Below are 18,982 nucleotides of genomic sequence, written 5' to 3' on the forward strand. Positions count from 1 at the left end.
CGTCATTCCTGTTGTTGTTTTGTTGGGCCGGCCAGCGGCAAACGGCAGCACATCAGCAGCCCGACAGGTTGGCGTCGGGCCTGCAATTCGCCACCAAAACCTTCGATGATGCTGCGGCTCATGGACAAGCCAAGCCCCAGGCCATCGGCCTTGCTGGTATAGAACGGGGTAAATATCTGCTCCAGTTCGGGCTCGCTGACGCCTGGCCCCTGGTCTTGCACACTGATTTCTACGGTTGCACCAGCGCCCTGCCCCGCAGCCATCACGATCAGCGAAGGCTGCCCCGGATGTTGTTCGCGGTTGGCGTCGATGGCATTGCGCAACAGATTGAGCAGCACCTGCTCCAGCAGCACTCGGTCGGCATAAATCGGCGGTAGATTATCCGGCAGGCGATCCTCGATTGTCACTTGGCAATTGCTCGCCTCCCAGGCACATAAACGCACGGCCTCGCGGGCGACCTCGGTGAAATTCAAGGCCTGCATGCGGCGTTGCCCCTTGCGCAGAAACGCCCGCAAACGTCTGATCACTTCTGAAGCATGAGTGGCGTGATGGGTAATGCGCTCCAGCCCTTGCGCCACTTTGGCGGTGGCCTGGGGATTGGAACCCAGCGTCTGTAAATAGCGCTGGCTGGCATTGGCGTAATTGACGACCGCTGCCAATGGCTGGTTGATTTCGTGAGCGATGCCCGAGGCCAATTCACCCAGGGTGACCAACCGCGCGGTGTGCGCCAGTTCGTCCTGATGGCGACGCTGTTGCACTTCACGTAGTTCACGCTCGGTCATGTCCCGCGCCACCAACGAGTAATAGCGCTCGCCGCCGGCCGAACGGTGCGCCAGCAGCACCAGCGATACCGGCACTGAAGTGCCGCCTGCCGGTGGCTGCAATCGCGCATCGGTGCTCCAGACACCGTCGCGTTCGGCGCTACTCCAGCCATCACGCTGCAGACGTGCCAGGTCGCCGCTGGCGAACAACGTTGCCAGTGCTGGCATCGATTGTTGCTCGTCGATCCCCAGGATGCGCCGCGCCGCTGGATTGAGGTAAGTGACTTGCCCCTCGGGGTCGATGAACAACACAGGATCGGTGTTGGCCTCGACGACTTCTGCCAGGCGTCGCTTGTTCTCCTCGGCGTGCACCCGGGCGGTAATGTCCCGGGACACGCTGACCACTTCCACCACGGCCCCGGTATAGGTCTCACGAATCGCCCGGCTGGCGGTTTCGAACCACAGGTAATGCCCATCCCGATGGCGAATCCGATACGTCATCGTGTGATAACCATCCTGCTCCAGGGCATCCCGCGCGCGCTGTACCAGGCTGGCCAGGTCCTGGCCATGGAACAAGCCTTGGGCCATTTGCCCGCGCAACTCCTCCGGCCAGTAGCCGAGCAATGTCCAGGACGCCGGCGAGGCATCGAGAAAGCGCCCGTCCGGTGTATGCCTGGAAATCAGGTCGGTGGTGTTTTCAATGATCAGCCGGTACAGCCGCCGTGCCGTGGCCGCTTCACGCTCGGCCAGCACTTGTGCCGTGGCATCGCGACACCGTGCGAGCACACGGTTGTCCTGCGGATCGGGGATAAACGTCCAGATCAGGATCTGCGCCTCGAACTGGGCTTCGACCCCTTCGATGGCGCGTTGCTGGTCCAGGCAGGCGCGTACCAGCACCCGGTGATTGACCGGCAAAAAACCCAGCACATCGGTCAGCGGTTTTTCGGCGAGCAGTGCCAACAGTGCGGCATTGAACTCCAGCGGTCGGCCCTGCGCATCGAGCAACAGACTCGGTTGCGGGTCGTGCCCCAACAGCGGTGAGCCACGCAGCATGCCGTTGACGCTGCTCAGCAACGTCGTCAGCAAGTCCTGCACCCAACCCAGCCAATCAAGACTCACGCCCTCGCACACTTCCACCAGCAACAAACCCGCCTGCCCCGGTTGCAACGCCAGATCAAACACCTGGCCATGGCTGATAGCGGCCCGGCGCAGCCGGCCGGCCAGCCAACAATCGAGTTGACGCACTTGAGCCAGATCCAGCCGCCCCGCTTCGGCCAGCCGATCAAACAACCGCTGATCGCTGGCCAGCGAAGGGTCGCCCAGCCCCGGTGGAAAATGCTGGGCGGCGCCCTCGTGGCTGTAAATCCGCGCATTGGGTTGCCAACTCAGATAAACCGCCCGGCGCACCTCGGGGCAATCCTGCAGCGCACGGCACAACGCATCGGCCCGGGCGGCCAGAGACACACCCTCGCGCTGCAGGCGCAACCAGCTGTGCAATCGAACGGGAGTCAGGGTCATCACAGGTCCGCTTCGTTGGGGAGGCCAAGGATATACCGGCGTTTGCGGTGTCACTGTATTCATTTAGTCCCGCAAGAATCAAATATAGTACATATCCTATATGACGTAGGTTGTACTTCCATATCGGTAGCTGAATGTTATATAAAACAGGCCGGACATAAAAGGCGACCTCAGCGGCTACGCTGCAAGGTCACCTATAGAGCTAACAATCAGCCACCGAGTACCCGTACATGTCGATCTATGAACAAGGGCTAGGCCCTGCGGCTGTCAACCATATTGCCTTGTCTCCGCTCAGCTTCATCGAGCGCACCGCCAGCGTTTACCCCAACTACCCCGCCGTCATCCATGGTTCCATTCGCCGCACCTGGGCGCAGACCTACACCCGCTGCCGCCGTCTGGCTTCGGCGCTGGCCGGTCGCGGCATCGGCACGAACGACACGGTAGCGGTGATGCTGCCCAACATTCCCGAGATGCTTGAAGTGCACTTCGGCGTGCCGATGATTGGCGCGGTGCTCAACCCGCTCAACGTGCGCCTGGATGCCGAAGCCATCGCCTTCATGCTGCAACATGGCGAAGCCAAGGTGCTGATTACCGACCGCGAATTCCATGATGTGATTCACGCGGCGATCGGCATGCTCGATCACCCGCCACTGGTCATCGACGTCAATGACCCGGAATACGGTGAAGGCCAGGCGGTCAGCGATCTGGACTATGAAGCGCTGCTGGCCGAAGGCGATCCGGCCTTCGCCTGGCAGTGGCCGGCGGACGAATGGCAAGCCATCTCGCTGAACTACACCTCCGGCACCACCGGCAACCCGAAAGGTGTGGTTTACCACCATCGCGGTGCTTATCTGAACTCGTTGGGCAATCAGATGACCTGGGCCATGGGCAACCATCCGGTGTACCTCTGGACCTTGCCGATGTTCCATTGCAACGGTTGGTGCTACCCGTGGATCATCACCGCCATGGCCGGTGTACATGTGTTTCTGCGCCGCGTCGATCCACAGAAAATCCTCACGCTGATCCGCGAGCATCAGGTCACCCATCTGTGCGCTGCGCCGATCGTGCTCAATGCCTTGGTCAACATGCCGGAATCTGCGAAAGCGGCGATCGATCACCCGGTCAACGCGATGGTCGCCGGCGCGGCACCACCGGCCAAAGTGATCGGTGCCGTGGAAGAAATGGGCATCAAGGTCACCCACGTGTATGGCCTGACCGAAACCTATGGCCCGGTGACGCTCTGTGCCTGGCATGCCGAATGGGATGAGTTGCCGCTCGACGAAAGAGCGCAAATCAAATCCCGTCAGGGCGTGCGCTACCCGACGCTCGAAGGTGTGATGGTTGGCGATTCGAAGACGCTGGAGCCGACCCCGCGAGACGGTCAGACCATCGGTGAGATCTTCATGCGCGGTAACACCGTGATGAAGGGCTACCTGAAGAACCCGACCGCCACGGCCGAAGCTTTCGAAGGCGGCTGGTTCCACACTGGCGACCTGGCGGTGTGTCATCCGAATGGTTATGTCGAGATCAAGGACCGACTCAAGGACATCATCATTTCCGGCGGTGAGAACATTTCCACCATCGAACTGGAAGGTGTGCTCTATCGCCATCCAGCCGTCATGGAAGCGGCCGTCGTCGCCCGTCCCGATGAGAAGTGGGGCGAAACGCCCTGCGCCTTTGTCACATTGAAGGCTGATCACCAGGACGTTCGCGAGGCCGACATCATCAGTTTCTGCCGCGAACACCTGGCCGGTTTCAAAGTCCCGCGCACCGTGATTTTCACCCTGCTGCCGAAGACTTCAACCGGCAAGATCCAGAAGTACGTTCTGCGCGACAGGGCCAAAGCGCTCTAACCGAATCGACGTTGTACCCACCAGGCGGCAGGTGTTTTACCTGCCGCTTCGGGCTCGTGCAGGCTGAATTTGGCCCTGCCCCTGACCTACACACTGATAACAAAAACAATGTGGAGCCACCCATGATCGACATTCATTCAACCGACACCCGACGCTGTGAACGCATTCGCTCCAACCCCAAATTCCTTCAATTGGTGAGCAGCCGTTCGCGCCTGGCCTGGTCGCTGAGTGCTGCCGTACTCGGCACCTACTACGCGTTCATGCTGGTGGTGGCGTTTGCCCCGCGGTGGCTGCACGCGCCGATCGCCGAGCATCGGATGTTGACCCTGGGCATGCCGGTTGGCGCGGCGATCATCATTTTTTCCTGGCTGCTGACCGGTTGGTACGTCTACAGCGCCAACACACGTTTCGACGCACTGGGCGCCGCCATTCTCGAGGAGAGCAAGTGATGACTCTGCTGCGTAAACTTCTCCTGGCCGCCGCCGGGCTATTGCCGGCCTCCGTTGTGCTGGCTGCACCCTCGCTGGGTGCGGTGGAAAAACAACCACTCAACCTGCATGCGATCGGCATGTTCTTCGTCTTCGTACTGGGCACATTGGCCATCACTTGGTGGGCCGCGCGGCAAACCAGATCCACGTCTGACTTCTACACCGCGGGCGGTGGCATCACCGGGTTTCAGAATGGCCTGGCAATTGCCGGTGACTACATGTCCGCCGCTACACTGCTGGGGCTGTCCAGCCTGGTGTTCGCCAAGGGCTACGATGGCTTCATCTATACCATCGGCTTCTTCGTTGGCTGGCCGATCATCACCTTCCTGATGGCTGAGCGCTTGCGCAACCTGGGGCGCTACACCTTTGCCGACATCGTGTCCTATCGCCTGGACCAGAACAAAGTGCGGATTTTCGCCGCCTTCGGTTCGCTGACGGTGGTGTGTTGCTACCTGATCGTGCAGATGGTCGGTGCGGGTCAGTTGATCAAGTTGCTGTTTGGCCTCGACTACCCGGTAGCCGTGGTGATCGTCGGCGCGCTGATGCTGGTGTACGTGATCTTCGGCGGCATGATCGCCACCACTTGGGTGCAGATCATCAAGGCTGTGTTGCTGCTTGCCGGCGGCACGACCCTGGCATTCATGGCCATGTCGCAATTCGGCTTCAGCTACGAAACCCTCGCGGACAAAGCCGTCGAAGCGCACGCCAGTGGCTGGAACATCATGGGCCCCGGCTCAATGCTCGCCGACCCGATCAACACCGCTTCGATGTCGCTGGGCCTGGTGTTCGGGATTGCCGGCCTGCCGCACATTCTGATGCGTTTCTTCACCGTGCCTAACGCCAAGGAAGCGCGCAAATCGGTGTTCTACGCCACCGGTTTCATCGGCTTCTTCTTCCTGGTGGTATGCACCCTGGGCTTCGCCGCGATGGTGATCATCGGCACCGACCCGCAGTACTACGTCAATGGCGAAGTCGGCGGCACCTTGATTGGTGGCGGCAACATGGTCGCCATGCACTTGGCCAAAGCGGTCGGTGGCAATCTGTTCTTCGGTTTCCTCTCGGCCGTGGCCTTCGCCACCATCCTTGCGGTGGTCTCCGGGCTGGCCCTGGCCGGTGCTTCGGCGATTTCCCACGACCTCTACGCCACGGTGTTCAAGAAGGGCAAAGCCAGCGAGAAACAGGAAATGCGCGTGACCCGCATGGCCACCGTAGGCCTTGGCATCATCGCGATTCTGCTGGGCATTCTGTTCGAGAAGATGAACGTCGCGTTCCTGGTGGGCCTGACCTTCGGCATCGCTGCGTCGACCAACTTCCCGGTGCTGATCATGGCCATGTACTGGAAAGGCTTGACCACCAAAGGCGCAATCATCGGTGGTTTCGCCGGCCTGATCTGTGCGCTGGTGCTGGTGATTCTCTCGCCAGCGGTCTGGGTCACCGTGCTCGGTCATGCACAGGCGATCTTCCCGTATGACCACCCGGCGCTGTTCTCCATGCCACTGGCGTTCTTGGTGATCGTCGTGGTGTCGAAACTCGACCGCAGCGTGCGGGCCGACAAGGAGCGTGACGCTTACGCCGACCAGTTTGTTCGCGCCCAGACCGGCCTCGGTGCCGCCAGCGCTTCCAGTCATTGATTGAAAGGGCACGGCCCGCCCAAGCGGCGCCGTGTCCATCGCACACCCTTTTGAGGTTCACGTTATGCCCGAATTCAACGCCCCGCTGCGCGACATGCGCTTTGTCTTGCATGAAGTGTTCGATGCCCCGGCCTTGTGGGCACGCTTGCCAGCCCTGGCCGACAGTGTCGACGCCGCCACCGCTGACGCCATTCTTGAGGAGGCGGCCAAAGTCACCTCACACCTGATTGCGCCATTGAATCGCAGTGGCGACGAGGAAGGCGCCCAGTGGGCTGACGGCCAAGTCAGCACGCCGATCGGTTTCAAACAGGCTTATGCCACCTACATCGAGGGCGGCTGGGTGGGCCTTTCCGGTAATGCCGATTTCGGCGGCATGGGCATGCCGAAGATGCTCGCCGTGCAGTTCGAAGAAATGCTCTACGGCGCCAACTCAAGCTTCGCCCTGTATTCGGCGTTAAGTTCCGGTGCCTGCCTGGCGCTGGATGCCCACGCCAGCGACACCCTGAAAAACCTCTACCTGCCACCGATGTACGAAGGCCGCTGGGCCGGCTCCATGTGCCTGACCGAAGCCCACGCCGGCACCGATCTGGGAATTATCCGCACCCGCGCCGAACCCCGGGCCGACGGCAGCTTCAACATTACCGGCAGCAAGATCTTCATCACCGGTGGTGATCAGGACCTGACCGAAAACATTGTCCATCTGGTGCTGGCCAAACTGCCGGACGCACCAGCAGGGCCCAAAGGCATCTCGCTGTTTGTCGTCCCCAAAGTGCTGGTCAATGCCGACGGTTCCCTCGGCGATGCCAACGCTGTGAGTTGCGGTTCGATCGAACACAAGATGGGCATCAAGGCCTCGGCCACCTGCATGATGAACTTCGACGGCGCCAGCGGCTGGCTGGTCGGCGAAGCCAACAAAGGCCTGGCGGCGATGTTCACCATGATGAACTACGAGCGCTTGTCCATCGGCATTCAGGGCATTGGCTGCGCCGAAGCGTCCTATCAGAGCGCCGTCGCCTATGCACGTGAACGCGTTCAGAGCCGCGCGCCGACCGGTGCCATTGCTCCGGACAAAGTGGCTGACCCGATCATCGTTCACCCCGACGTGCGCCGCATGCTGCTGAGCATGAAAGCCATGACCGAGGGCGGTCGTGCGTTCGCCAGTTATGTCGGGCAGCAACTGGACCTGGCGAAGTTTTCCGATGACGCCAAGGAACGCGACAGCGCGCAAACCCTGGTCGCGCTGCTGACACCGGTGGCCAAGGCGTTCTTCACCGACACGGGGCTGGAAAGCTGCATCAACGGCCAGCAAGTGTTCGGCGGCCATGGCTACATCCGCGAATGGGGCCAGGAACAATTGGTCCGCGACGTACGCATCGCGCAGATCTACGAAGGCACCAACGGCATTCAGGCCCTGGACTTGCTTGGACGCAAAGTGCTCGCCGATAAGGGCTTCGCGCTGCGCCAGTTCACCGGCGAGATCCGCCATTTCGCCCATCAGCCCGACGCGCCCTACTCCGCTCAACTGTTCGATGCCGTGCAGCGTCTGGAAGACCTGAGCGACTGGCTGCAGGATCAGGCCGCGACCAACCGCAACGAAGTCGGCGCTGCTTCGGTGGAGTATTTGCACCTGTTCGGTTACGTCGCTTATGCCTGGCTTTGGGCGCGCATGGCGCAGGTTGCCAAGCAAAAGCTGCCCGAAGATACAGGGTTTTATGGCGCGAAAATCGCCACCGCCGACTTCTACATCCACCGCTTGCTGCCGCGCATTTTGAGCCTGGAGCAATCCATCCGCGCGGGCAGTGCCTCGTTGTTTGGCCTGAGCGCCGAACAGTTCTAACGATTGAACCCACGCGGCGCCACGCTCCTCTCTTTTTGGCGTTCGCGTTTTTTATTGATAAGCCCTCGCCCACCTGGCGAGGGCCGCGGGACCTGTCTTTCCATAATAAAAACAAAGGGGCTTCACCATGGACCGCAACACCCGCATCCACGCTACCCGACTATTGCTGGCCGGCGGCATCATCAGCCTCTCGGCCCCCGCCACTGCGGACTTTGTCAAAGACAGCAAGGCCAGCCTGGAGCTGCGCAACTTCTATTTCAATCGCGACTATCGCCAGGACAACGCCCCGCAATCCAAGCAAGAGGAATGGGCACAGGGTTTCCTGCTGCGCTATGAATCGGGATTCACCGAAGGGTTGATCGGTGTCGGTTTCGATGCCATCGGACTGGTCGGCGTCAAGCTCGATTCCAGCCCTGATCGCGCAGGCTCCGGCCTGCTCAAACGCCACCGCGACACGAGCAAAGGGGCTCAGGACGAGTACGGCGAACTGGGCCTGACCGCCAAAGTGCGGGCCTCCAAAAGCACGCTGAAACTCGGCACGCTGCTGCCGAAACTGCCGACGATACTGGCCAACGATTCACGGTTGTTGCCACAAACCTTCAAGGGCGGTCAGCTGACGTCGCTGGAAATCGAAAGCCTGACGGTGGATGCCGGGCGACTGACGCAAGTCAATCAGCGCGACTCCTCGGACTACGAGGACATGGGCATCACCCGCACCGGCGCCAAGGGCATCACCACACGTCATCTCGATAGCGACAGCTTCGATTTCGCCAGCCTGAACTACAAATGGACCAGCAACCTCGCCACTGGCTACAGCTATGGACATCTCGACAACTTCTACAGCCAGCACCTGGTCAACCTGACCTACGTGTTGCCGGTCACAACCGGCCAGTCGTTGAAGACGGATCTGCGCTTCGCCCGTTCAACGGACGATGGCGGCAGCAATGTCGATAACAACGCCATCGGCGCGATGTTCACCTACAGCCTCGGCGGGCATGCGTTGGGCCTGGGTTATCAAGGCATGAGCGGCGACACCGGCTACGCCTACGTCAACGGCACCGATGCGTTCCTGGTGAACTTCGTGCAGATCGGCGACTTCGCCAGCAAGGACGAAAAGTCTTGGCAGGCGCGTTACGACTACAACTTTGCGGCCGTTGGCATTCCGGGCCTGACCTTCATGACCCGCTACCTCACCGGCGACAACATCGATCTGGGCAACAACCGCCCGCAAGGCAAGGAATGGGAACGTGATACTGACATCGGCTATGTCGTGCAGAGCGGTCCGCTGAAGAATGTCGGAGTGAAGTGGCGTAACGCGACAGTTCGCTCGACTAATTTCGGCAGCGACCTGGATGAAAACCGCCTGATCGTCAGCTACACCTTGCCGATCTGGTAAGCCGATTCAGTTTCTCTGAGGGGGGCACGCTCGCTACCGGCGGGCTCCCCTTTTTTACGACTCGGGAATCTTCGGTGTGCTGGAGGGCCTCATCGCGGCCTGAAGCACACCAATAATGATTGTAGGTTAAGATGCCTGCAAACCAGGCCCGCGCGAGATGCCCCGCATGACTGATACCACCCCCCGCCTGATCAAGAAGTACCCCAATCGCCGACTGTATGACACCCACACCAGCAGTCATTTGACGCTGGCGGACATACGCCAGTTGGTGGTCGATAAAATTGCCTTTCAGGTGGTCGATGCCAAGAGCGGCGAGGATCTGACGCGCAGCATCTTGCTGCAAGTGATTCTGGAAGCCGAAAGCGGCGGTGAGCCGATCTTCACCAGCGACATGCTGATGGGGATTATCCAGTTCTACGGCCCTTATCAGGGCGTACTCGCCAGTTACCTGGACAAGAGCATTCAGACCGTAATCGACATCCAGTCCCAGACCGGTGCGCAATCATCCGAGGCCTGGAGCACGTTCATGCACCAGCAAGCGCCGGTGATGCAGGACCTGATGCGGCAATATGTCGACCAGTCGAAGGCGCTGTACCTGAACACCCAGAACCTGTTCGGCATGTTCGGCGGCAAGCCTGGCGCGGATGGCGCAAAGAAAAAAGACGGTGAATGAAGGACTCCCGAGTCATTGACAGTAGCGCGACGTCTACTAGGCTCAAAGTCATCCTGCCTCCCCCACTCAACCACAGCACTTGAATGCAAGACGTGGTGAAGTCGTCAATATTTAGCGCCTGCTCGCAGCTGTTCGAATGCAGACCTCAAGCAATCGTCAGCGCAACGGGCTAACGTTCTTTCGCGCGCATTAGCATTTAACGCGTAACGCGAACGACCCTGCACTTTCCACCTGCACTTTCACATTGGGAGGCAGTCGTGCAAAAAGTCTTGAAGCTCGTCAGCTATGCGGTGCTCGTGCTGATGGCCAGCGCGGTCGTCTATGCCGGAGTGATCGGCATCACCTATTGGACCGGTATCGGCGTATAGGGAGTTCACAATGAACAAACGCCAGACACGCTCGTTCGCGCTGATATCGACGGCGATCGCCACTGTGGTGTTTCTGGGCATGACGGTTGATAGTCACCGGCAGTTCCCCACACTGACCAATGCCCAGCAGATCACGCCGCAGGTCACTCGCGGCAAGGATGTCTGGCATCAATACAATTGCATCAATTGCCACACCTTGTTCGGCGAGGGTGCTTATTACGCCCCGGACCTGACGAAAATCACCCAGCAGCGCGGCGCTCCTTACCTCACTGCGTTCCTCAAAGACCCTTCAAAGTTCTATGACGAAAAACGCCATCGTCGTCTGATGCCGAACCTGAAACTTGGCGACGAGGAAATCGCCGATTTGATCGCCTTCCTCGACTGGGTGAGCAAGGTCGATAATCAAGGCTGGCCGCCGCGCCCGATTCTGGTGACCGGGGCGTCGATCCCCGGCATGGACCTCACCGTGGCACAGCAGAATGCCACCGGCGGCGACCAACCACCCCCCGCCGCCCGCCCGGTGTCTGGCAAGGAAGACCCGATCGCCTTGGGCGAGGCGCTGTTTCGAACAACCGCAACGCCGGTGTGCAGCGCTTGTCACTCGATTGCGCCGGGCGTCAACCTCGCCGGGCCGTCGCTGGCCGGATTGGCCAGTCGGGCCAGGCAGGTCATCGCCTCGCCTGACTACAAGGGCAAGGCCAAGGATGCCGAAGGCTTCATCCGCGAGTCCATCATCACGCCGAGTGCCTACCTGCATCCGGGCGACATGTTTTCCGCCAACGGCATGTCCTTCATGCCGGACACCTTCGCCAAATCGCTAACGCCCGAACAGATCGATCAATTGGTCGCCTATCTGGCGTCGTTCCAGTAACCGCAGGGGATGACCATGCGCTACAGATCTCAATCCGTCGCCTACTGGTATTTCGCCGTTGCCATGGTGCTGTTCGGCCTGCAACTGGTGTTCGGCCTGCTCTCGGCGGCGAAATACCTCGGGCCGGATCCGCTGCTGAACCTCTTGCCATTCGATGTCACCAAGGCCATTCACACCAATCTGTTGATCGTCTGGGTGCTGACCGGTTTCATGGGGGCTACCTACTGGATGGTGCCGGATGAATCCCGTGGTGAGTTGCACAGCACCAGACTGGCCTATATCCAGCTCGGGTTGTGGACGGCCATGGGGGTCACCGCGGTATTGGGCTACCTGTTCGGTTATGGCACCGGGAACAAGCTGCTCGAACAGCCGCTGCCCCACAAGATCGTGATCGTGATTTGCATGCTGATGTTCCTCTACAACATCGGCATGACGATCAAGAAGGCCGGGCGTTTCACCGCCACCGAGGGCGTCCTGCTGCTGGGCCTGGCCAGCGCCGCCGTGCTCTTTCTTCCGGCGCTGCTGCACTATGAAAATTACGTCGTATCGATCTATTACCGCTGGTGGACCATCCACCTGTGGGTCGAAGGTGTTTGGGAGATGATTCAGGGTGGCTTCCTTGCCTATCTGCTGATCCGGCTGTCCGGTGCTGACCGCGAGGTGATGGAGAAGTGGCTGTACGTCATCGTCGGTCTGGTGTTCATTGCCGGCATTCTGGGCACCGCACATCATTATTACTGGATCGGTGTTCCTCATTACTGGCTGCCACTGGGCGGTTTTTTCAGTGCGCTTGAGCCGATGGCGCTGATCGGCATGGCGATCTATGCCTACAACGCGATGCGCCGCTCCGGCCTCTCTCACCCCAACAAACTGGCCTTGCACTGGACCTTGGGCAGTGCGGTGTTCACCATGTTCGGCGCCGGTCTGCTGGGGTTGGCCCACACCTTCCCCGACGTCAACAAGTGGACCCACGGCACCCTGATTACCGCCATGCATGGCCACGCGGCCTTCTATGGCGCCTACGCCATGATTGTCCTGGCGATGATCACCTATGCGCTGCCTGGCATGACCCGTCGTCCGGTGGAGGAAAGCAGTATCGGTTATTGGGCATTCTGGCTGCAGTTGGGCGGAATGTTCGGCATGACCTTGTCATTTGCCACGGCGGGCATTGGTCAGGTGTATCTGGAGCGCATTCTTGGCCTGGGCTACCTCGACGTGCAATTGAAGATTCAGGTGCACTTCCTGATGCTGGTGGCGACGGCGTCGATGTTCAGTCTGGGTGCCGGGCTGTTCATCTTCGAATTTTTCCGCCATGCACCAGACTTCAATGTCGATGAAACCGATCCGGTCCTGGCCACACCTCAAGCCCCGGGCGCGGCGTTGTGACGGACCGCTCGCTGATGCACGCCGAACCTGCAACGCTGCAGGCGGAGCCCTATTACCAGCCCTTCGGCGACGAGGTGGCAATCTTCGAACAATGCCATGCGCAACAACTGGCGATCATGCTCAAAGGCCCCACCGGCTGTGGCAAAACCCGTTTTGTCGAACACATGGCCTGGCGTCTCAAGCGTCCGTTGATCACCATTTCCTGCCATGACGATCTGAGTGCCAGCGACCTGGTCGGACGTTTTCTGATCGGACATCAAGGCACCCATTGGACAGAAGGCCCGCTGACCCGAGCCGTGCGCGAAGGCGCTATCTGTTACCTGGACGAGGTGGTCGAAGCGCGGCAAGACACGATTGTCGTCCTGCACCCGCTGACCGACCACCGACGCATCCTGCCGCTGGACAAAATCGGCGAGACCCTCGAAGCCTCGCCCCACTTTCAACTGGTGGTGTCCTATAACCCTGGCTACCAACGCATTCTCAAGGATTTGAAGCCGAGTACCCGGCAGCGCTTTGTGGCATTGGATTTTGACTTCCCGCCGGCCGAGCGCGAAATCGCCATCGTCATCCATGAGGGTGGCACCGACTACGCCACCGCGCACGCCTTGGTCACCCTCGCCCAGCGGATACGCGCCTTGCAGGACCGGGGCCTGGCGGAAGTCCCCAGCACCCGTCTGCTGATCGCTACTGCCCGGCTGATTTCCCGCGGCATTGCTGCACCCATCGCCTGTCGGGTCGCGCTGATCTCGCCGCTGTCCGATGACGCGGTGCTGGTCGCGGCCATGCGCGATCTCGTTGACCTGACGTTTATCTAAATGGCTGAAGCCGAGGACCTCATCACCGATGTCGCACGCCACGCTACGGTGTATGCGCAGGCGTTGTGGCGTCGTCACCGAGCCCCCTCGGACGCTGCAAAAATCGTCACCCTCGGTGAAGTTGCACAACACCTCGATTTACTGATCAAGGCGGTGTTCAACACCCACTATCCGTTGCGTGTCGCGCAACCACCCTCGCCCCCCACGTTCCTGAAAAAGCTTTTGCTGCGTCACGAAAAGCCGTGTCGGCAAAGTGCCGTCCCGGCGACCGATGGCGTGACTATATGGCTGCCGGAGGACTTGGGTAGCGATGATGGCTCGCTCACGCTGCAACGTTATAGAACCCTGGTCTTGCAACAGGCGATGCGTGCCCGACGAGGCAGTGCCAGCGCCCTGCCAGCCCTCGACAACCCGATGCAGCGCAGCGTCTATCTACTTCTGGAAGCCTGGGCCGCCGATACGGATTTGGTGCGACTGTTGCCGGGGTTAGGGCCATCGATCCATGGCTTGCGTCAACATGCCCTGGCGGCTCGCCCGCCGCTTCGTGCCTTTCCCAATCATCGACAACCTCTGGAAAACTTCCTTCGTTTACTGCTGCGCAGCGAATGCGGCACGCCTCTGGAAGGACTGGAGATACCTGCCAAAACGGCCGACTCGGTGCAACAGTCAGAAACCCTTGAGCAACGTTTCCTGTCCATCGACGAACCGCACAGGCGGGGAGCTCATCTGTTGCTGCTCGATGCCTGGACCGGCGACCTGCGCGAGCCGTCGGCGGGCCAGAATGTGTCGCCCCTGCCCGGCGAAATCGACACCGCCGATACCCTGCCCCATAGCGCCCGCCTCGCACGTCAGCCCACTGTGCGCGAAGCGTGTGCCGACGAGGACGACGATCAGGAACAAGGCCTGTGGATGGTGCAGCCCGCCGAACCGCTGGAAAAGGCCGAAGACCCCATGGGGATGCAGCGCCCTGCCGACCGGGATATCGATACCCCGGCGGCTGATTTTGCCGAGTCATTGGCCGAACTCAACGAAGCCCGACTGGTGATCACGGCAGGTCGGCCGAAAGAAGTGCTGCTGTCTGACAACCCGCCACAGACCCGTGCTCAGCACGGTGTACAGGATCTCGCCAGCAACGCAATCAGCTATCCCGAGTGGGATTACCGCCGCCAGGCCTACCGTGATCCGGGTGCGACGCTGCAACTGTGCCCCGCCCCGGAAGGCCCACAGCAGTGGGTCGAGCGAACCCTCGACACTCACCGTCCGGTGCTAGATGCCATCCGCCGGCAATTCGAAAGTCTGCGGGCCCAACGCGTCAGGCTCCGCAAACAATGGGAGGGCGATGATATCGATCTGGAGGCGTATATCGACGGTTGCGCCGAGGCCCGCGCCGGGCTGAGCATGCCGCAGGCGCTGTATCAGACCCAGCGCCGTGGCCGGCGCGACATGGCGATCATGTTGCTGATCGACGTCAGCGGCTCCACCGACAGCTGGCTGTCCAGCCATCGCCGGGTCATTGATGTCGAGCGCGAGGCGTTGCTGCTGGTCTGTCTGGCGCTGGAGAGCCTGGGAGAGCCCTATAGCGTGCTGGCGTTTTCTGGCGAAGGGCCGCAGCGGGTCACGATCCGCACCCTGAAAGCATTCGATGAGCGCTACAGCGATGAAGTCGGTCGACGCATCGCCGCCCTCGAGCCGGAACGCTATACCCGGGCCGGTGCCGCCCTGCGCCACGCCAGCACATTGCTGATGCGCGAAGCCGCCACGCACCGTCTCTTGTTACTGCTCTTTGACGGTAAGCCGAACGATGTTGATCAGTACGAAGGCCGTTATGGTGTGGAAGACACGCGTCAGGCGGTGATCGAAGCCAAGCTCCAAGGCATCTATCCCTTCTGTTTGACCATCGACCGCCAAGCGGCGAATTACCTGCCGGCGGTATTTGGCTCGCGGCAATATGCCTTGCTGCACAGACCCGAACTGTTGCCCGGTGTGCTGCTGGACTGGATCAGACGACTGGTATCAGCGTGAACCAGAGCCGCCCCGACAAGGTTTTTCGCAGCACAAAAAAATGGCGATGGGGAATAAACCCATCGCCATTGGTACTGCTGGTCTTACGTGACTTACTTGTTACCGCTGTTAGGCTTGGCGCTAGCTTCCGGGGCAGCTTTAGTGCCCGCAGCAGTCGCTGCCTCGAAACCACTCTGAGCCACATCGGCAGCCTGTTTTACGGCTTTCTGTGCGCTTTCGAACACAGTACCGGCATTCGCCAGGCCTGACTTGAACGCGGCCACAACAGGCTCGGAGCCGGCCGGTGCATTCTTGCTGATCGTTTCAACGAACTCATGCATCTGCTGGGTGCCCGCTTCGACCTGACTCGAGGTCAATTTGGCGATGTCCGACTGAGTACCCACGATCAGTGCTTGAACCTGACGATTGAACTCGGCCAGGCGTTCGGTTTGCGCGCTCGGCTGGGTGAAAGAAGCCTGCAGCTCGGCGAAACCTTGTGGATCACGGACGGCCAGCAGCTTGCGAACACCTTCGAACTGCTCCTCGGTGGAGTCGCGCAGTGCCTTGAACTGCAACTGGCTGAGTTGTTCAACGCTGGCGAAGACTTTGCCGCTGATTTGCTGCAAAAGGTCGAGGTTGGCTTTCTGAGCGGTTTGCAGTTTTTCCGAATTGAAAAAAGACATGCTTGAATCTCCTTGTGCTGGAAGGCCCTGATGAGGCTGAAGACGCGATAGCGATCCGGTCAGTCATCGCGTTAGCCTTGATATTGCAGTGCACAAAACCATTTGGCAACGCCTATTTTTGTGCGGTGCAAAATAAACGTTGCTAACGCCCTGCTTATTCGCTGTAGACTCCTGCTCATCGAACGGCCAGCCTAGCCCTCTTTAACTAAAGGGTTTAGATGCGCAGGTTCCCATGCATTGCAGCAGGAGATCACCATGGGTCAGGAAGCACATATTGCGCTGCAAGATGAAGAGCGTAGCGACCCCGCCGGCTTGTTCGAACACCTTGATCATCTGCAACGCCTCAATACCCACAACGTCCTCGACGCCGTGCAGAAGCGCCAGGCAAAAACTTTCGCGCCTTTTAGTCTTGGGCAACTCAGACAGCCGACACCGGCTGACTGGCAGGAATACTTCACTGACCTTGGCCAACGCAGCGTGCTGTTCTGGGACACCTTGCGTCAGCGCGGCGACAACACCCTGGCCCACGAACGCGCCGGGTATCCACTGCTGCTCAAGTTCAATCATCAAACGCTGGTCGCTGGTGAAGACCTGCCTCGTGCGGTCAACTATTCGTTGTTGCAAATCCTCGGCGGCCCGGGGCAACAGATCGACAGCAAAAAACAGCCCGTGATCATCATTGACCCCCGCGGCGGTCACGGCTCGGGGATCGGCGGTTTCAAACAGGATTCGGTCATCGGCGAAAGCCTGAGAGCTGGCCATCCCACCTACTTCATCGCCTTCAGTCACTCGCCACGCCCAGGGCAAACCCTTGCCGATATCACAGACGCCCAGGCACGGTTCATCGAGGTCGTCAGCACCCGGCATCCGGACAGCGCCAAACCTGTCGTCATTGGTAACTGCCAAGCGGGCTGGGCGTTAATGGGCCTGGCGGCCACTCGGCCGGAATTGCCGGGGCTGATCATCGTCAACGGTGCGCCGTTGTCGTACTGGGCCGGTGTCAATGGCCGCAATCCGATGCGCTACACCGGCGGTTTGCTGGGCGGTGGCTGGATGGCGCGCCTGGGGAGCGACCTCGGTAATGACCGCTTCGACGGCACCTGGCTGGTGAGCAATTTCGAAAACCTGGACCCGGCCAATACCTATTGGGGCAAGTACTACCACCTGTTCAGCGAAGTCGACAGCGAGGCCGCACGCTTTCTGGATTTCGAACGCTGGTGGGGCAGCCCGACCCTGCTCAATAGCGAAGAGATCGAGATGATTGTCGACGACCTGTTCATCGGTAATCAGCTGTCTGGCGGCCTGGGGCGCAAGAGCAGCGGGCTCGACCTCAAATTGATCGAAGTGCCGGTGGTGGTGTTCTGTTCCTATGGCGACAACATCACCTCCCCGCAGCAGGCACTGGACTGGATCACCGACGTCTATCCCAGCGATCTCGCGTTGCAAAATGCCGGACGCACCATCGTTTACCTGCGGCATGCGAGCATCGGTCACCTGGGCATCTTCGTGTCCGGTGAAGTGGCGCGGCGTGAGCACCGCGAGTTGCTGGGTGCGGTCGATGCGATCAATGCGCTGCCGGCCGGGCTATACGAAATGCTGATCGACGACCTGCCGGAGCACTCGGCGACGCCGTATACCGTGCGTTTCGAGCCCCGGCGTATCGCCGACATTCATGGCCAGGTGCAGCCGCCCCGTGATGACGATCGCGAATTCGCGCTAGTGCAACGCGCATCCGCCATCAACAACAGCGTGTACGACGAATTCATACGCCCGTGGTTGCGCCAACTGATCAACGAACCGAGCGCCGAAATGCTGCGCCGCGCGCACCCTTTCCATCAGCAGCAAGTGGCCTGGAGCAGTTTGAACCCGGCGCTGTGGTGGCTGGCTGGCAGTGCCGCCCAAGTGAGCAAGGATCGTCACCCCGCCAGCCAGAAAAACCCGTTACTGGTCTGGCAGGAACTGTTTTCCAACCAGGTGCAGGACGCCTTGAACGGCTATCGGGACCTGCGTGATGCGGCTCACGAAATGTGTTTCTACGGCGTGTATGGCGTGCTCAATAGCCTCGCCGGCAATGCACCCGGTCGAAATCTGCAGGAACACGCCAAGCAGCACGATCAGGTTCTGAACGAGCGCCTGCAGGATGCCTTGCCCCTTGGCGGTCTGATGGAAGCCTTGATACGGATCCTGTTCCTGCTGGGCCGCGACAGCGACGAACCGGGCAAGGAAAGCGTCGAGAAATTGATCCTGCAACTGCAGGTGCTGCTCCAGGACTACAGTGCCAAGCCGCTAGATTTGCGCGAAACCCTGCGCCTGCAAAAACTGCTGGTCGCCACCCACCCGCAAGAAAGCCTGCACAGCCTGCCCTTAATGCTGGTTGAGGCCCAAGAGCGCCAACAAGTGCTGGCGGCCGTCGCCAATTTGCTGCCCGAACTGCTGACCAGCGGCGCAAACAACCCATGCTGGTGTGAGCTGCACACGCTACTCGACGTTCCGCTGCCAGGTTTCAGCCTGACCCAACCACCCGGTGCAGCCGATGCAGCCGATGCCATCGAAGTGAAAGAACCGGCGATAACGCCAGAGCCGATCAAGCAGAAAATCCCCGCAGTGACCCCTGACCCCATCGCCAAGGTGGCGAGTGCGGTGCGCAAACCTGCCAAGGGCAAGAAAGCCGTAAAAAAACCTCCGGTGAAATAACCTGAAC

At 60.3% G+C, this 18,982-nt stretch carries 13 protein-coding genes; 11 read left to right on the forward strand and 2 right to left on the reverse strand.

All coding sequences use genetic code 11. The annotated features are described in order from the left end of the window. Nucleotides 1–2: 2 nt before the first annotated feature. The gene (locus AB3226_RS29310) at nt 3–2,279 is read right to left on the reverse strand and encodes a PAS domain S-box protein (protein ID WP_367375639.1); all 2,277 of its coding nucleotides are present in this window, start codon (nt 2,277–2,279) and stop codon (nt 3–5) included. 230 nt (nt 2,280–2,509) lie between these two features. Between AB3226_RS29310 and AB3226_RS29315 the strand changes: the two genes are divergently transcribed. The 10 genes from AB3226_RS29315 (at nt 2,510) to AB3226_RS29360 (ending at nt 15,619) form a co-directional block, all read left to right on the forward strand. Next, entirely contained in the window at nt 2,510–4,132 is a 1,623-nt protein-coding gene (locus AB3226_RS29315) for an acyl-CoA synthetase (protein WP_367375640.1), read from the forward strand. Between the two features lie 122 nt (nt 4,133–4,254). Continuing rightward, nucleotides 4,255–4,581: a DUF485 domain-containing protein gene (locus AB3226_RS29320; protein ID WP_367375641.1), complete on the forward strand. Its 327-nt coding sequence runs from the start codon at nt 4,255–4,257 to the stop codon at nt 4,579–4,581. After that, nucleotides 4,581–6,251, forward strand: coding sequence for a cation acetate symporter (locus AB3226_RS29325; RefSeq protein WP_367375642.1), 1,671 nt, complete (start codon nt 4,581–4,583; stop codon nt 6,249–6,251). Before AB3226_RS29320 ends, AB3226_RS29325 begins: the two co-directional genes overlap by 1 nt. A gap of 64 nt (nt 6,252–6,315) precedes the next feature. Beyond that, a complete protein-coding gene (locus tag AB3226_RS29330) occupies nt 6,316–8,088 on the forward strand; it encodes an acyl-CoA dehydrogenase C-terminal domain-containing protein (protein ID WP_367375643.1) in 1,773 nt (590 codons plus the stop codon). Between the two features lie 127 nt (nt 8,089–8,215). Next, the gene (locus AB3226_RS29335) at nt 8,216–9,484 is read left to right on the forward strand and encodes an OprD family porin (RefSeq protein WP_367375644.1); all 1,269 of its coding nucleotides are present in this window, start codon (nt 8,216–8,218) and stop codon (nt 9,482–9,484) included. Between the two features lie 157 nt (nt 9,485–9,641). After that, nucleotides 9,642–10,157, forward strand: a complete 516-nt coding sequence (gene phaR / locus AB3226_RS29340; protein ID WP_367375645.1) for a polyhydroxyalkanoate synthesis repressor PhaR — start codon at nt 9,642–9,644, stop codon at nt 10,155–10,157. A gap of 378 nt (nt 10,158–10,535) precedes the next feature. Continuing rightward, on the forward strand, nt 10,536–11,396 hold the full coding sequence (locus AB3226_RS29345) for a c-type cytochrome (protein ID WP_367375646.1): 861 nt from the start codon (nt 10,536–10,538) through the stop codon (nt 11,394–11,396). 15 nt (nt 11,397–11,411) lie between these two features. Next, nucleotides 11,412–12,782, forward strand: a complete 1,371-nt coding sequence (locus AB3226_RS29350) for a cbb3-type cytochrome c oxidase subunit I (RefSeq protein WP_367375647.1) — start codon at nt 11,412–11,414, stop codon at nt 12,780–12,782. Nucleotides 12,783–12,796: 14 nt separating this feature from the next. Next, complete coding sequence (locus AB3226_RS29355; RefSeq protein WP_367375648.1) at nt 12,797–13,597, forward strand: CbbQ/NirQ/NorQ/GpvN family protein; 801 nt, start codon at nt 12,797–12,799, stop codon at nt 13,595–13,597. Beyond that, on the forward strand, nt 13,598–15,619 hold the full coding sequence (locus AB3226_RS29360) for a nitric oxide reductase activation protein NorD (RefSeq protein ID WP_367375649.1): 2,022 nt from the start codon (nt 13,598–13,600) through the stop codon (nt 15,617–15,619). A gap of 92 nt (nt 15,620–15,711) precedes the next feature. Here the strand turns inward: AB3226_RS29360 and phaP are convergent, their stop codons facing one another. After that, nucleotides 15,712–16,281, reverse strand: a complete 570-nt coding sequence (gene phaP / locus AB3226_RS29365) for a TIGR01841 family phasin (protein ID WP_367375650.1) — start codon at nt 16,279–16,281, stop codon at nt 15,712–15,714. 255 nt (nt 16,282–16,536) lie between these two features. On the opposite strand from phaP, the gene AB3226_RS29370 reads away from it, so the two are divergent. After that, complete coding sequence (locus AB3226_RS29370) at nt 16,537–18,975, forward strand: DUF3141 domain-containing protein (RefSeq protein ID WP_367375651.1); 2,439 nt, start codon at nt 16,537–16,539, stop codon at nt 18,973–18,975. Nucleotides 18,976–18,982 lie beyond the last annotated feature (7 nt).

The organism is Pseudomonas lini (assembly GCF_964063345.1).
Lineage (GTDB): Bacteria > Pseudomonadota > Gammaproteobacteria > Pseudomonadales > Pseudomonadaceae > Aquipseudomonas > Aquipseudomonas lini_B.